The organism is Polaromonas sp. P1_F2, assembly GCF_056405735.1.
This window is the reverse complement of sequence record NZ_JBFUBN010000009.1, coordinates 26783-41902: the sequence shown is the minus strand read 5'-3', so window position 1 is coordinate 41902 and position 15120 is coordinate 26783. Positions and strand designations below refer to the sequence as shown.

Sequence of the window (15120 nt, the reverse complement as noted above, 5' to 3'; positions counted from 1 at the left end):
AAGCATGAACCAAAAATTACCTCGCAAAATGGCACCCCTCTGGCATTCGTGCCGGGTCTCCGTGGTCATCAAGGCCCTGAACGAGGAACAACGCATTCGGGCGACCATCGAAAGTGCACTGCGTGCCGTCTCTGCCGTTGGCGGAGAAGTCATCCTGGCCGACTCCTGCTCGACGGACCGCACGGTGGAGCTGGCTTGCACGTATCCCATACGCATCGTCCAGCTGGCTAATCCCAATGAGCGCTGCTGCGGCGTCGGTCCGCAGCTCGGCTACCAGCATTCGCATGGCGACTTCATTTATATCCTCGATGGCGACATGCAGATGCAGGAGGGCTTTCTGGAGAAAGCCCTCGCCTTCCTGGAGGCCCATGAGGATGTTGCAGGCGTGGGCGGACGGGTGGTGGAGCAAAACACCGAGAGCCTCGAGTACATGGCGCGTGGTGAACGGGACTCCCCGCACCTGCGGCCGGGCAACGTGGACCGGCTCGACGGCGGTGGGCTTTACCGCCGCAGCGCCATCGAGGCGGCAGGCTATCTTTCCGATCGAAATCTTCACAGCTACGAAGAATTTGACCTGGCCATCAGGCTGCGCGCCCTCGGCTGGCGCCTCTGGCGCCTGCCGGTGGATGCCGTCAATCACTTCGGGCACGACGCGCCACCCTATCGCCTTTTGATGCGGCGCTGGCGCACCCGGTATATCTGCGGGCTGGGTGAACTTGTCCGCGCGGCAGCGGGCAAGCCGCGCCTGCATCTGGCTTTGGAGGGATTGCGGGAATTGCGCCTGTACCTGGCAGTGCTCGGCTGGTGGGCGATCATGGCGAGCCTGGTGTTCTGGCCGGTTTCTGCATCCTTGCGCCTGGCATTCTTCTGCATCATCGCCACGGCGCCGGTGTTGCTGATGACCTGGCGAAAACGGTCCGCAACCAAGGCACTTTATTCAGTGGTTTCCTGGTGCTTCAATGCCGCAGGCCTCATACGCGGCCTGCTTCGCCCGCAACGGCCGGCCCGCGAGGCCATCGCAAGCCGGATTGTCAAGGACTCGGCAATGACGCATCACCCCGCAATCCAGGGGGCTGCCCATTGAAAGGCGAAACCCAGCAATTTACCGGCGTGCAGGTGCTGCGCTTCGCCGCGGCCATGCTGGTCGTGGTGATGCACATCACCCAGGCCATCTCCATGCACATCAGCGGGACCGGGCCCAGCCACTACTGGGGAGCGGGCTCGGCGGGGGTGGACATCTTTTTTGTGATCAGCGGCTTCGTCATGGCCATGTCGACCGCCTCGCTGCCGGCGGATGGGCCCGCGCGCATGGACGCGGCCTGGGTCTTCATGCGCCGCCGCCTGGTCAGGATCGCGCCGCTCTACTGGTTCTACACCCTGCTCAAGGTGGCCCTGCTGCTGGCCATGCCGGCGCTGGCCGCGCGCTCCTCGGTGGAGCCCGGCCACCTCGCGGCCTCGCTGCTCTTCATCCCCAGCATGAGCCCCTGGGGCCTGGTGCAGCCCACGCTGCCGGTCGGCTGGACCCTGAATTTTGAAATGCTGTTTTATGCGGTGTTCGCCGTGGCCATCGCCCTGGGCGCGCCGCGCATCCGGTTTTGCCTGGCGGCCTTTGTATTGATCTTCGCGGCGGGCTACCTGCTGCCGGAATCGGTCGCGCTGAACTTCTACGCCCAGACCATCGTGTTCGAGTTCATCCTCGGCGTCTGCATCGCCCATGCCTTTCTGCACTTCCGCCGCCCCGGGCCGCTGGCGGGCCTGGTGGCGATGGCGGCCGGCGCACTGTACATGTTCGCGCCCGACTGGGGGCATTCGGCCGACCGCTTCGCCACCTGGGGCTGCGGCGCCGCGCTCATCGTGCTGGGGGCCGTCTGGATGGAACCCTGGACCGTGCGCGCGCCGCTGGCTTCGCGCCTGTCCTTCCTGGGCGACGCCTCGTATTCGATCTACCTGTCGCACACCTTTGTGGTGCCGGCCGGCGTGCAGGCGCTCAAGCGCCTGGGCGTGCAGGACAGCCTGGCCATCATGCTGGCCGTCGGCCTGGCCGTGGCCGTGACGGGCTGCCTCTCCTATGTGTGGCTGGAGCGGCCCATGACCGCCTTCTTCAAGCGCGCCCTGCTCGGCGCGCCCAAGCTCTCTTACCAAACTCCCGGAAAGTAATCACCTCCATGCGAACCGAATCGCTGCCACGTACCGCCATCCGCGAACGCGAAGGCCGCTACATTTACATCGCCTGCCCCTGGACGCCGCTGGGCGGCGGCATGTTCAAGGTGGCGGATTACCTGATCCAGGCCCAGGCCTCTTCGGCCAGCCTCGCCTCGGCGGAAGCCGCCGAACTGCGGCCGCTGGACACGCGCGGCGGCGCCAACGCTTTTTACTCCTTCTGGGTGCTCGCCACCGCGCTGGCCCGCATCGCGCGCGGCAGGCTCAGCGGCCGGCTGGCCGGCGTGCACGTCAACATGGCCGAGCGGCTGAGCCTGTTCCGCAAGGGCGCCGTCATCGCCACCTGCCGCGCCCTGGGCGTTCCGGTGGTGCTGCACCTGCATGCCGCGCAGTTGCACCATTTTTACCAGTCGCTGCCGCGCCCGCTGCGGGCGCTGACGCGCTGGGTGTTCTCGCTGCCGGCCAGTGTCGTGGTGCTGGGCTCGGCCGCGCGGCGCTTTGTCATCGAGGAGCTGGGCGTGGCGCCCGAGCGCGTGGACATCGTCATCAACGGTGTGCCCGAGCCCACCCATGCGCGCCGCGTCGCCGGCGATTCCGCCATGCAGCGCCTGCTGTTCGTGGGCAACCTGTCGGAGCGCAAGGGCGTGACCGACCTGCTGCAGGCGCTGGCCCTGCCCGGCCTTGACACGGCCCGCCTGGAAGTGACCCTGGCCGGCGGCGGCGACGTCGAAGCTTATGAGGCCAAAGCCCGGCAGTTGCGCATAGACAGCTTTGTGCGTTTTGCCGGATGGTCGGACCAGCAGCAGGTGGCCCGGCTGATGGCGCGCGCCGACGTGCTGGTCCTGCCCTCTTACGATGAAGGCCTGCCGCTGGTGATCCTGGAGGCGCTGGCCAACGGTGTCGCGGTGGTGTGCAGCCCCGTCGGGGAGATACCGACGGTGCTCAGCGACGGCGTCAATGCCTGCTTTGTGCAGCCCGGCGACGTGGCCGGCATCGCGGCCGGCTTGCGCCGCGTGCTGCAGGATGCAGAACTGCGCGCCGCGCTGGAACGCAACGGCAGGGCGCTGTACGAGCAGACCTTTTCCATCGCCCATTTTTTCTCCAGCGTGGCCCATATCCACCAGCGCGATTTCGGCGTGGCCGGACGACTGCTGCGCCCTGCCGCAGCTTCACGGGAAGGCGCGGCATGATCCGCGACGCCGGCACCATCCCCAACGGCAGCCGCCTGGAGGCGGACGTCTGCGTGGTCGGCAGCGGCCCGGCGGGCATCGCGTTGGCACTGTCGCTCAGCGACCAGGGGCACGCCGTGCTGCTGCTCGAGTCGGGCCTGTTGCAGGCGCATGCCCCCACGCAAGACCTGTACGAAGGCGAGGTCGCCGACGAACAGCTGCACAGCCCGCCCGGCAAATACCGGCAGCGGCGGCTGGGCGGATCCTCGGCGATCTGGGGCGGGCGCTGCATGCCTTTCGACCCCATCGACTTTGAAACCCGCGCCCATATTCCGCACAGCGGCTGGCCGCTGTCTTACGGCGACCTGCTGCCCTGGTACCCGCGCGCCAACGCCCTGGCCGAGGCCGGGCGCTTCCTGTATGACGCGCATGAGGCCCTGGAGCCGGGGACCGGTCCCCTGATCGCCGGTTTCGACAGCCCGCGCGTGCTCAGCAACGGGCTCGAGCGCTTTTCCTGCCCCACGCATTTCGGCAGCCGCTATGCCAAACGGCTGGCGCTGGCGCCCACGCTCGAGGTGCTGACGGGCGCCAACTGCACCGCGCTGCGGCTGCAGGCCGACGGCCGGGCGCTGCGTGAACTCGAAGTGCGCACGCTGGCCGGCACGCAATTTACCGTCGCCGCGCGCAACACGGTGCTGGCCGCGGGCGGGCTTGAGACCGCGCGGCTGCTGCTGGCCTCGCGCGACGTGGCGCCGCAGGGCGTGGGCAATGCGCACGACGTGGTCGGCCGCTATTACATGTGCCACATCGCCGGCAACGTCGGCATGCTGACGGTGCACGGGCCGACGCGCGACGTGCGGCACGGCTATGAGGTCTCGCCGGAAGGCATTTACTGCCGGCGCCGCCTCTCGGTCGCGGCAAGCGAACAGCAACGCCTGGGACTGGCCAACGCGGTGGCGCGCCTGCACTTCCCGCGCATCACCGACCCGGCGCACCGCAGCGGCGTGCTGTCAGGCCTGTTCCTGGCGCGCAAGATGATCAGCTACGAATACAGCAAGCGCCTCAAGGACGGTGCGCCGCCGACGGCCGGTATCTATGCACGCCACCTGCTCAACGTCGTCGCCGACCCGCTGGACACGACGGCCTTCCTGGCGCACTGGCTGGCAAAGCGCACCCTGGCGGAGCGCAAATTTCCCTCGGTGATCCTGCGCAACCGCAGCAACCGCTTCAGCCTGGAAGTGCACGGCGAGCAGATCCCCCAGGCCCACAGCCGGGTCACGCTGGCCGGCGGCGTCGATGCATTGGGCATGCCCCGCCTCAAGGTCGACTGGCGCTACAGCCGCGCCGACATCGACTCCGTGGGCGCGACCCTGGATGTGATGGCCCAGGAATTCGAGCGCAGCGGCAAGGCCCGCTTCGACTACAACCGCCACACGCTGGAAGAAGACCTGATGCGCTTCGGCGCCTACGGCGGCCACCACATCGGCACGGCGCGCATGGGCACGGACCCGCGCAGCAGCGTGGTCGACGCGGATTGCCGCGTGCATTCGGTGCGCAACCTGTTTGTTGCCGGCAGCGCGGTCTTCCCGACTTCCAGCCAGGCCAACCCGACGCTGACGCTGATCGCCCTGTCGCTGCGGCTGGGTGACTTCCTGTCGCGGCAGCTGCGCGCCGAGCGCTCGCCGCTGCAGATGAAGGAGGCCGCATGAAAGTCCTGGTACTGGGCGCATCCGGCCACATAGGCGCGCGCCTGCTCGAGATGCTGCACGCCACGCCCTGGGCCGTGGCCACGGGTGCGTCCCGGCACATGAAAAACACCGCGAGCTGGCTGGAACTGGACAGCCGCGACCCGCGTGAGCTGGCATCAGCGCTGAAAGGTTTTGATGCAGTAGTCAACTGCGTGGCGGGCGATGCGGCCTCGATCGCCGGCGGCGCGCGCGCGCTGGTGCAGGCCGCGCTGCAAGCCGACTGCCGGCGCATCGTGCACCTGAGCACCATGTCGGTCTACGGGCCCGCCGAAGGCAATGTGCGTGAGGACGCACCGCTGGACCCAGGCCTGGGCTGGTATGGCAAGGCCAAATGCGAGGCCGAGGCCGCCATGCGCGACTTCGTGCAGCACGGCGGCGAGGCGGTCCTGCTGCGCCCCGGCTGCGTCTTCGGCCCCGGCAGCCAATTGTGGGTAGGACGCATAGGCCGCTGGCTGCAGGCCGGCCGCCTGGGCGACCTGGGCATCGCGGGCGACGGCTGGGCCAACCTGGTCCACGTCGACGACGTCTGCCAGGCCCTGTTGCTGGCGCTGCGACTGCCGGCGGCGCAGGGCGAGATGCCGGTGTTCAACCTGGCGGCGCCCGACAGCCCGCGCTGGAACGAGTATTTTGTGGACCTGGCCCTGGAGATCAAAGCAACGCCCGTGCGCCGCCTGGGCCGGCGCCGGCTCCAGCTTGATGCCTGGCTCTGCGGCCCTCCGCTCAAGGCGGCCGAGCTGGCCCTGAAGCGGCTGGGCGGACACGGCCTGAAACTGCCCGACGCCCTGCCGCCCGGCCTGCTGGGCCTGTGGTCGCAACACATACACCTGGACACGCAAGCGGCCACTGAGCAGCTGGGCGTGCAATGGACCTCTTATGCCGACGGCCTGCGCGACTCCGCCTTGTGGTTCTGCGCACCCGCCGCCAGCCAACCCGCGATGGACAACATGATATGCACGCCCTGAGAGCCGACACTTACCGAAAGTCCGGGCAGACCGATGCCCGGTCCACCCTCAAGGCCGCGCTGCTGGACCCGGCGTTTCGCGTGCTCGCCTGCCTGCGCTTGTGCCAGGCCGCGCAGCAACTGCCGCCCAGCTGGCGCCTGCTGGCTGTGCTGCCCGCGCGGCTGCTCTACCGCCTGGTGAGCCAGCTGGCCGGCATCGAGATTCCCTGGCGCACCGACATCGCCCCTGGGCTGGCGCTCACGCACGGGCGCGGCATCGTCGTCAACGCCGGCGCGCGCATAGGCCGCAACGTCACGCTGTTCCACGGCGTCACGCTGGGCCAGCGCGACCATATTGACGCGCAGGGCCGCAGGCACACCCTGTACCCGGTGATCGAAGACGAGGTCTGGATAGGCCCGCACGCCATCATCGTGGGCGGCGTCACCGTGGGCAAAGGCAGCCGCGTTGCCGGCGGCGCCTATGTGTTCGAAGACGTGCCGCCCTATTCAGTGGTGCTCGGCAATCCCGGGCAGATCGTCAGGCGCGATTGCACGCCCGACGTGGACAACCGGTACGACGAGGAAGACATTCCTGTGGCCCAGGCCGCCCATTCGACGGCAGCGGGTGACGCCCACATCAATGCTGGTTAGAGCTGCCAACTAACAGAATCCGCCGAAGCCGCGCAATCGATGCACGATGCGCTCCCGGTTATTTTCTTAATCTGCGTAAATCTGCGTAATCTGCGGATAAAGAATTCATCCACAGATTTCGCAGATTTACGCAGATCGAAAAACCAAGTGCCAGCAATTACAGGCTGCGCACTCACTTTAAAGACCTGCGGATATTAACGCCGATTGATGGACGCCAGCCGCAGCGCCCTTGTGAGAAACAAAGGATTGCCAACCACATAGCGCTGGAACAGCCGGCGCGGCTCGAGCGCGAGGCGGAACACCCACTCCAGTCCGGCCTTGCGCATCCACATCGGCGCGCGCGGTGTCTTGCCGCCCAGGAAATCGATGATGGCGCCGCCGCAGACGATCAGGCAGGGAAAGCCCAGCACGCCGCGCAGCTGGGCCGCGACTTCTTCCTGCCGCGGCATGCCCATGCCCAGCACAATCAGTGTCGGCCGGTGCTCAGCCGCCAACAGGGCGTAGACACGCACGTCGAGAAAGCCGTGGGCGCATATGACCTCGCTGTGCGGGGCGAACTCCTCGCGCACGCGCTGCCGGGCTTTGTCGAGGTAGGGCTCGCGCGTGCCGAACAGCGCGATGCCACGGCCGTCGAAAGCACGTATGAGTTTCGGAATCAGGTCGGTCCCATTGAGGTTGAGGCCGGGCTCCATGCGCAGCAGCTTGAACAAGGTGGCCATGCCGGAGCCGTCCCTGAGCACCCTGTCAGCCGACTGCATCGCGTCAAAAAAAGGCGCCGACACCGCCATGGAATTCATCGCGTGCGCGTTCGCGAACGCCAGCACCAAGGGCGCGCGAGGCTGGCTCAATTCGGCCAGCAAGGCCTGCCCCTGGGCTGGGCTTTGCACACGCTCTATCTTCTCCAGCAGCAGCGACCAGCGCCCACGCCAGTCGGTCGGGCTGTCGACAGCGGGATTCAGCATGAAACTCTCCGCTCGCGGGACCACACCGTGAGAAAATCGGGCCCATGGCCAAAGCACTTTCCCTTGAAAATTTCCAGCGCACCGTGCGCATCCTCGCGGCGCTGACGGTCGCCATGAGCGCTGCGGTGCTGTACGTGGGCGGCGCCCAGCCGGTGGCCGTGGGACTCTTTCCCGCGCCCTGGGACAAGCTGGCCCACCTGCTGACCTTTGCCGTGGTCGGCATGGCCGCCGGGCTGGCCGGCGGCATGCGCGGCTGGCGCATGGCCTTGTGCTGCCTCGCGGGCGCCCTCCTTGTCGGCGGCATGGACGAGTTGCACCAGATGTTCCTGCCGGGCCGCAGCGCGAGCTGGGCCGACCTGGCCGCCGACGCGGCCGGCGGCCTGCTGGGCGCGGCGGTGCTGGCTGCGGCGGACCGCCTCTCGGGCGGACGCCTCCTGCATCGCCTCACGCATCGTTAAGCACCGAACCCACCATCGCGACGCCGAACTCGCGCAGGCTGTGCGTGAAGCGCGTCATCTGCGGCACCGAACTGGTGTTCTGCCGCGCCACCACCAGCGCGGCGCCAGCGCGCACCGCCACCGTGTGGGCGTCGGCGCACTCGCTGGCGGGCGGCGTGTCGATGATGATGATGTCGAAATCCTGTCCCAGCGACTGCAGCAGCCGGGAAAACTCCTGCCGGCCCAGCAATTCCTGCGGATTCGGCGGGATGACACCAGCCGGCAGCACCGACAGGTCCTGCAGCGCAGCGACGCTGACCACGGCCTCCAGCCCGGCGCGTCCAGCCAGCATGTCCGACAGGCCCGCACCCTTGCCGAGGTTGAACAGCAGGTGCTGGCGCGGCGCCCGCATGTCGGCGTCGATCAGCAGGGTGCGCAGGCCCAGCTGCGAAAACACGATGGCCAGGTTGGCCGAGATATAGCTGCGCCCTTCCCGTGAGCCGGCGCTGACGATGGCCAGGCCGCGGCGGTCCGGCCCGGTGTCGAACCAGCGCAGCATCAGCTGGCTGCGCAGCGCGCGCAGTTGCTCAACAGGCTGGCTGTTCGGGTGGTGGGCCGCCACCAGTTCTCGGCTCAAATTGCTTTCGCGAGCCAGGTAGGGATAGTCGAACTGCACCGACAGCGCATAACGCACGTCGTCGTCGGTCAGCAGCCCCAGTGCCTTGCCGGAGTCACCGAAGCGGGCGCCGCGGTCCTTCTGGAAATGCACGATGCGCTCGGCATCGAGCGGCGAGAGCCGCCCGGCATCGACCAGGATGGCGCCTATGGAGCGGGCCGAGCCGGTGGCCGGCTTGCTGGGCACCGTCAGGGGAACGGAGCGCGCCGCCGTTGCGTTGTTGTTTCGGTTCATGTCTATCCTCCCATACCGAGCGCCAGCCGGCGCGGACCGCTGAGCCGGGTGTTGCCCGTGCTCGAAGAAATGCTGGCCAGCACCGGCAGGTCCAGCATCTGCACCAGGTCCTCGGCGGAGCGCACGCGGCGGTTGGCGAGCTCCAGCAGCAAGGCGCAGGCGATGCCCAGCAGCGTCCCGCCGAACGCGGCGACCAGCAGGTTGACCAGCAACCTCGGGCTGGACGGCAGGATGGGCGGTGTCGCCACATTGAGTCGCACCACATTGGTCTGGTTGGTCAGGCTCTGCAGGCGCGTCTGCGAGGCGCTCTGGCTCACGGTTTCGTAAGCGCGCTGGGCCGACTCGACGTCGCGGCGGTAGACGTTGAGTTCGTCGCGCTGCTTGTTGATGGCCAGCACGCGGGCTTTTTGCGCGCCGACGGCACCCTGCAGTTCGCGTTCGCGGTCCTTGCCGACGCGGTAGGTGGTTTCGATGGAGGCATTGATGCGCCCGGTTTCGCTGGCCAGCCGGCTCTTGAGCGCGGCCAGTTCGGATTCGGCGCGCTGGCGCTCGGGATGGTTCTCCCCGAGGCGCACACCGATCTCCTGCACCTTGGCTTCCTGCCGCGCCACGTCGGCTTTCAGGCCGTTGATCAGCGGGCTTTGCATCACCTCGGCGATGGTGTCGCCGCGCGAGCCGCGCTTGCTCTGGCTGTCGGTGGTGTCGCCCTGCACCGTGGTGAGCTGCGAGGACAGCTCCGCCAGCTTGGTGGTTTCATAGTCGACGCGCTCGTCGCTGCTGACGATGCCGGCCTTTTGCTGGTATTCGGACAGGCGGGCCTGGGCCTCCTCGAGCTTGGCGCGCGAGGCCTTGGTCTGCTCGTCAAACCATTCCGCGTAGATGCGCGCGGGTTCGGTCTTCAGCGCCAGGTTGATGTCGAGGTAGGCCTGGGCAAAGGCGTTGGCGACGTTCGCGGCCTCTTCGGGCTCGCTGCCCTTGTAGGTGATGTTGATCACATTGCTTTCGCGCGCGGGCCGCACGTCCAGGCGCTTCTGCAGCGAGTCCGCGATCCAGCCTTCCAGCGTGCCGCGGCCTTCCGTCGCTTCCAGCCAGCGCTCTTTGGTGCGCGGGTTTTCATCGAGCTTGAGCGCCTTCACGACGCGCTGGGCCACGCGGTCGCCGCCGATGATGTCGACCTGCGTGGCCATGTAGCTGGGCGCCACCAGGCCCTGTATGGGCGCGCTGCCGGCCCCGGCCACCGGGTCGGGAGAGCGTACGTCGACGAGCACGGCGGTCTGCGCCGTGTATTTTTTCGGCAGCACCAGGCTGACCGCCAAAGCCGCCGAGATGGCCAGCAGAATCACCAGCAGGGCCACGCCGTAGCGGGCCCGCAGGATCAGTAAAAATTGATGGAGTGTCATGGCTTTCCAGTCATGGCTGTTTAGAAAAGGCTTTCACGGACGTAGATCACGTCCTCGGGGCGTACCGGGTCATTCAGGTTTGGCGTGGTTTCCACCACCTTGCCCGAGGCGTCGCGGCGATGCAGCTTCAGGCGATTCTGGCTGCCGCGCACCGTGGGGCCGCCGCCCTGGGCCAGCGCCTGCATCACCGTCATGCCGCGCTCGATGCGGTAGGGGCCGGGGCGCTGTGCCTCGCCGTAGATGTAGAACATGGGCGCCTTGTTGACGTACAGCGTGTCGCCGCCGGTCACCACAATGTCCTCGTCCGACTTGGCGTTAAGAAACAGCCCCGGGATGTCGATGACCTTGCGGAAGGGCTTGCCGTCGCGCTGGCCGGTAACGATCAGCACGTCGTCACCGGTGGGGGTGGTGCCGCCGGCCGCGGCCAGCATGTCGCTGACACGGGTGTTGAAGGTCTCCAGCGGGAAGCGGCCGGGCCGGCTCACCTGCCCCAGCACCGCCACCTGGTTGCCGCGCACCTGGCGCAGCACGATGTTGACCTGCGGCACCTTGACGAAGCCGCCGCTGCGCAGCGCGTCGCCGATCTTCTTCTCGGCCTCGGCGATGGTCAGCCCGCCGAGCTGCACACTGCCCACCAGCGGGTAGCTGATCACACCGCTTTCGGAAACACGCGCATCGATGGAAAGATCCGGGCTCTGGTAGACCTGCACACCGATGGCGTCGCCGGCGCCCAGCCGGTAGTCCTGGCTGTTGGGCAGGCTGGGCGTGGCCGCCACCGACGACGGCGCCACAGGTGTCGTTGTCGCCGCGGCCTGCACGGCAGGAGGTGCCGCGGGCGGCGGCGGGGCCGCCGGGGCGGTTTGAGCCCACAGCGGCGCGGCCAGCGCGCACAACAACGGGGCCAGGAGGTATCGGGTCATGGATTTCAGCATCAGCGGGTTCATCTTGTGGCCTCTCGGGAAAGCGTGGATTCAGGAAAATTCAAAAGCAGGAAAGGGCCGGCCATGGGAAGCTCTCATCAAAAACTTGCGTCGGCTGACAGACCGAAGGAATTGCTCTTGTAGTCAAAACCCGGCTCATTCGATTTGCGCCTGTCGCTCTGCATCGATGCCGTCAACTTGAGCGCGCGCATGGCCTGCCATTCCAGCGCCAGCGACAGCAGGTTGGTGGTATCGCGGCGGTTGGTCGCCGCGAAGCCCGGAAGGGGGCCCTTGAAGTCGCGCGCGCCGTGGTCGTAGCGCAGGCGCACCGCGGTTTTTTCGGTGGGCTTCCAGGTCGGGGCGATGAAGAAGCGGTAGCCCTCGTAGTAGCTGGCGGTGGTGGTCTGGTAGCTGGCCAGTTCGCGCACCAGGCCGCCGGCCAGGGTGGTTTTGGGCGTGATGAACCAGGCCGCGTCGAGCTGGCCGGTCACGCCGGAAAAGTCGCGCGCGCCCAGGCCGTCGTGGTTGCGGTCCAGGTGCGCGACCTTGGCCCGCAATGTGGTCTTGGCGGTGGGCGCCCACTCAACACGGAACTCATGCTCACGGTCGGTGAAATCGCCCCCAACCCCCGGCGCCAGGAAGCGGCCCGGGTATTCGCCCTTGCCCTCCCTGAAGCGGTAGGCCATGGAAGTACCGGATGGATACACATAACGCACGCCGGCCTCGGCGCCGTGGATCCTGGTGTCGCCTTCGAAAGTGTTGGGCTGGCTGTTGGTACTGGTGCGCTCGAACAATCCGCCCACCACGCGCCAGGCGCCGTCGAGCTCATATTCCGCGTCAAAAATAGTCGAGCGGTTGGTCCGGCGGTTGATCTGCCCGGCGCCCTGCACGTCGGCGTAGGTGTCGACGTACTCGCGGCTGTCGCTCGTCAGGTTGCCGTGCAGGGCCGGCGTGAAGCTCCAGCGCCAGGCGGCCGCGTAGTTCACCGCCGTGAAATCCAGGTAGGAAAAGCGGCTGTAGTGATGGTCCTCGATATTGGCGTCGAACTCGAAACGCTGCAACCCGAAGGGCTTGTTGATCTTGAAGCCCGCCGTCGTCACCGACACATTGTCGTCGCGCTCCGGCCTTCCGAGCAGCGCCTGCGTGTTGGCGGAATCGGACAGGCGGAACACATTGCTGTCGTGCGTGATGCTTTGCCCCAGCCGGAACTGCAGCGTGTCCAGTTCGTCGGCCTGCCCGGCGAGCGGGAACAGGCCCAGCAGCAGGAAGGGAATCGGAAGGAGTTTGCGATGGGGACTCAAGGAATGGGGGCCCTCCGCGCCGGAAGCGGCAAGACTGGGAATCGTGGGGTGCCCGCGATCGCCGCATGGAGTGGGAGCCGCGGGGGGATGAGATGAAGATAGCGGATTCATGATGGGGAGGCGATAGTCCTTTTGTCCTAATGGGTTGGCAAGGCCACGCCTTTTTTCCTTTCTTTTTTTGGTTATTCCGGTTTCAACAAACTTCAACGAACTTCAACGAACTCAACAAACTTCGGCGAACCCGAATCTCTCAACACCGAATCTCAATAAGCCGCGCCATCCTTGAAGACCAGGCGAATGGTTTTCAGGATGATGAAAAAATCCAGCTGCAGCGACCAGTTGCGCAGGTAGTCCAGGTCGCAGTCGATGCGCGACTGCATCTTGTCCAGCGTGTCGGTCTCGCCGCGCTGGCCGTTGACCTGGGCCCAACCCGTGATGCCGGGCCTGACCTTGTGGCGCACCATGTAGCCCTTGATGAGCGAGCGGTACATCTCGTTGTGCGCCACGGCGTGTGGGCGCGGGCCGACAATGCTCATGCGGCCCTGCAGCACGTTGATGAACTGCGGCAGTTCGTCGAGCGAGGTCTTGCGCAGGATGGCGCCGAGGCGGGTGACGCGCATGTCGTTTTTGCTGGCCTGGCGTATCGCGGCGCCGTCCTCGGTGACGGCCATGGAGCGGAATTTGTAGACCAGGATCTGCTCGCCGTCCAGGCCGTAGCGGCGCTGCTTGAAGATGACGGGGCCCGGCGAGTCCAGCTTCACCAGCAGGGCGATGACCAGCATCACGGGAAAGATCAGCAGCAGGATCAGCAGCGACAGCACGATGTCGCTGGCCCGCTTGAGGAAGCCGTTGACGCCGCGGAAGGGCGTGTCGCAGACCGAGATCACCGTGACGCCGCACACCGTGTCGCTACGGCCCTGGATCAGGTCGGTGATGAACATGTCCGGCACGAAGTAGATCGAGGCGGTGGTGTCCTTGAGGCCGTCGAGCACCTGCAGGATGCGCGGCCGCGAGGCCATGGGCAGCGACAGGTAGATGAACTGGATGCGGTGCTGCTTGACGTAGGCCGGCAGGTCGTCGATTTTCCCGACCAGCCGGTGCTCGTCCTGGGCTTCCCGGCGCTCCTCGCCGCGGTCGTCGAAAAAGCCCTTCAGTTCAATGCCCGAGTAGGCCGAGCCGGCGATGTGCCTGGCCAGCGAAACACCCTGCTCGTTCATGCCGACGATCACCGCGCCGCGCGCCGGCCCTTGGAGTTTCAGCAGTTGCGGCGCCGCGGCCCTGAGCGCCAGGTGCGCGCCGGCCTGGGCCACGGGCGCGACCCACAGCCAGTGCATCAGCACGGTCATGGAAAATTTGTGGAAGTACTCCGTCACATAGCCGGTCAGCAGCAGCAGGCCGGCGATCCATATCCAGTGAAAGGCGATGGTCGAGAACACCTTCCACACCGGCAGGCGCAACTGGGAGCTGCCCGGAAACGTCAGCGAGAACACGATCACGGACAGGATCAGGTAGGCGGGCCGCACCGAGCCCTCAAAATAAAACGCCAGCGCCCACAGCGAGAACACCAGCACCAGCGGGTCCAGCCCGGCTTCGACGGCGGTGAACAGGTGGCTGCGCCCCAGGCCCATGGAGCGGGGCTCGCGCTGGTTGAGCCAGGCGGACGCGGATTGGAGCTGGTTGGCTTCAGCCATAGATACTGACCCTCGTCACTTTGGAAACCGCCTGCGCGCGGTTAAAGACATTGAGCTTCTGGAAGATGCGCTGCATGTGGTTCTTCACGGTGAAGCCGCTGATGTTCAGGATGGCGCCTATCTCGGAATTGGTTTTCCCCATGGCCACCCAGGCCATGATCTGCGTCTCGCGCTCGCTGAGGCCGCAGGCGTCCTCGGCTACGCCCCGCGCAGCCGGCGCAGGGCGGCGCTGCTGCGGCAGGGGCGCCAGCTGGCGCAGCACGGCGTCCATGCTGGGCATCAGCATGCGCATGGCCGTGCGTGCCGGTTCCATGGGAATTTGCTGGGCGCACATCAAGACATAAAGGCAGTCCTGTTGCGCCCGCTCATCCTGCAACCCATGAATCAGCACCGAGCGCATGCCGCGCAGGCTGTCGCTGAAAGAGCCCGGCAGGCTCGCCTGGCCCAGCAGGTATTCGAATTCACGGAAGTCCAGGCTGCAGGGCTGGCGACCGGCGGCCAGCCAACATTCGTGGAACTTTCCCAAAAGAAAAGGCAGGCCGTCCGTGCCAGGGGCATAGGAGCGCGCGCCCGGCAAGCTGGACACCACGTCGTGCTGCACAGCGCCCTCCTGGAAATTCCCCCAGCCCGCCAGCAGGATGTCGTGGGGAAGGCACTGCTGCATGTCGCCCTGCAGCCAGGCCAGCAGTTCGGCATGCCGTGTGATGGCCGCGCTTTGCCCGACCAGCGCCGCATAGCGCGCGGAATCTTCGCTTGAAAGCGGAGTCTGAAAATTCATATCTGGAGGTCACTTCCTGTATTTGTTCCACGAGCTCGCCTGTGTAAGGGGGC

14 protein-coding genes are annotated in these 15120 nt (G+C 66.7%); 7 read left to right on the top strand and 7 right to left on the bottom strand.

The genetic code is table 11. The features are described from left to right. Nucleotides 1-4: 4 nt before the first annotated feature. Genes AC1D0O_RS17595 through AC1D0O_RS17570 form a run of 6 tightly spaced genes read left to right on the top strand, consistent with a single transcriptional unit; the run spans nt 5 to nt 6668 of the window. Nucleotides 5-1084 (top strand): glycosyltransferase family 2 protein, encoded by a 1080-nt coding sequence (locus AC1D0O_RS17595; protein ID WP_477654791.1) that lies wholly within the window; start codon nt 5-7, stop codon nt 1082-1084. Then, nucleotides 1081-2157 carry an acyltransferase family protein gene (locus AC1D0O_RS17590; RefSeq protein ID WP_477654790.1) on the top strand — a complete coding sequence of 359 codons (1077 nt, stop codon included), beginning with the start codon at nt 1081-1083 and terminating at the stop codon, nt 2155-2157. Before AC1D0O_RS17595 ends, AC1D0O_RS17590 begins: the two co-directional genes overlap by 4 nt. Before the next feature lie 8 nt (nt 2158-2165). After that, the gene (locus tag AC1D0O_RS17585; protein ID WP_477654789.1) at nt 2166-3350 is read left to right on the top strand and encodes a glycosyltransferase family 4 protein; all 1185 of its coding nucleotides are present in this window, start codon (nt 2166-2168) and stop codon (nt 3348-3350) included. After that, nucleotides 3347-5038, top strand: coding sequence for an FAD-dependent oxidoreductase (locus tag AC1D0O_RS17580; protein WP_477654788.1), 1692 nt, complete (start codon nt 3347-3349; stop codon nt 5036-5038). Before AC1D0O_RS17585 ends, AC1D0O_RS17580 begins: the two co-directional genes overlap by 4 nt. Continuing rightward, nucleotides 5035-6039 (top strand): NAD-dependent epimerase/dehydratase family protein, encoded by a 1005-nt coding sequence (locus tag AC1D0O_RS17575; RefSeq protein ID WP_477654787.1) that lies wholly within the window; start codon nt 5035-5037, stop codon nt 6037-6039. The genes AC1D0O_RS17580 and AC1D0O_RS17575 overlap by 4 nt, the downstream gene beginning before the upstream one ends. Next, nucleotides 6027-6668: a serine O-acetyltransferase gene (locus AC1D0O_RS17570; protein ID WP_477654786.1), complete on the top strand. Its 642-nt coding sequence runs from the start codon at nt 6027-6029 to the stop codon at nt 6666-6668. Before AC1D0O_RS17575 ends, AC1D0O_RS17570 begins: the two co-directional genes overlap by 13 nt. A gap of 194 nt (nt 6669-6862) precedes the next feature. Here AC1D0O_RS17570 and AC1D0O_RS17565 read toward each other — a convergent pair whose 3' ends face one another. Then, on the bottom strand, nt 6863-7630 hold the full coding sequence (locus AC1D0O_RS17565) for a WecB/TagA/CpsF family glycosyltransferase (protein ID WP_477654785.1): 768 nt from the start codon (nt 7628-7630) through the stop codon (nt 6863-6865). Nucleotides 7631-7674: 44 nt separating this feature from the next. Between AC1D0O_RS17565 and AC1D0O_RS17560 the strand changes: the two genes are divergently transcribed. Next, on the top strand, nt 7675-8088 hold the full coding sequence (locus tag AC1D0O_RS17560) for a VanZ family protein (RefSeq protein WP_477654784.1): 414 nt from the start codon (nt 7675-7677) through the stop codon (nt 8086-8088). On the opposite strand, the gene epsG is transcribed toward AC1D0O_RS17560, so the two are convergent. The 6 genes from epsG to epsA all read right to left on the bottom strand — a co-directional run bounded on the left by epsG (nt 8075) and on the right by epsA (nt 15067). Then, nucleotides 8075-8977, bottom strand: a complete 903-nt coding sequence (gene epsG / locus AC1D0O_RS17555; protein WP_477654783.1) for a chain length determinant protein tyrosine kinase EpsG — start codon at nt 8975-8977, stop codon at nt 8075-8077. The two genes, AC1D0O_RS17560 and epsG, sit on opposite strands and share 14 nt — an antisense overlap. Before the next feature lie 2 nt (nt 8978-8979). Further along, nucleotides 8980-10377 carry a chain length determinant protein EpsF gene (epsF, locus tag AC1D0O_RS17550; RefSeq protein WP_477654782.1) on the bottom strand — a complete coding sequence of 466 codons (1398 nt, stop codon included), beginning with the start codon at nt 10375-10377 and terminating at the stop codon, nt 8980-8982. 20 nt (nt 10378-10397) lie between these two features. Next, nucleotides 10398-11297, bottom strand: coding sequence for a polysaccharide export protein EpsE (gene epsE, locus AC1D0O_RS17545; protein ID WP_477654781.1), 900 nt, complete (start codon nt 11295-11297; stop codon nt 10398-10400). A gap of 98 nt (nt 11298-11395) precedes the next feature. After that, nucleotides 11396-12598: an XrtB/PEP-CTERM-associated polysaccharide biosynthesis outer membrane protein EpsL gene (gene epsL, locus AC1D0O_RS17540; RefSeq protein ID WP_477654780.1), complete on the bottom strand. Its 1203-nt coding sequence runs from the start codon at nt 12596-12598 to the stop codon at nt 11396-11398. Between the two features lie 263 nt (nt 12599-12861). Then, complete coding sequence (locus AC1D0O_RS17535) at nt 12862-14289, bottom strand: undecaprenyl-phosphate glucose phosphotransferase (RefSeq protein ID WP_477654779.1); 1428 nt, start codon at nt 14287-14289, stop codon at nt 12862-12864. Then, nucleotides 14282-15067 (bottom strand): XrtB/PEP-CTERM-associated transcriptional regulator EpsA, encoded by a 786-nt coding sequence (epsA, locus tag AC1D0O_RS17530; RefSeq protein ID WP_477654778.1) that lies wholly within the window; start codon nt 15065-15067, stop codon nt 14282-14284. Before epsA ends, AC1D0O_RS17535 begins: the two co-directional genes overlap by 8 nt. Nucleotides 15068-15120: the final 53 nt, after the last annotated feature.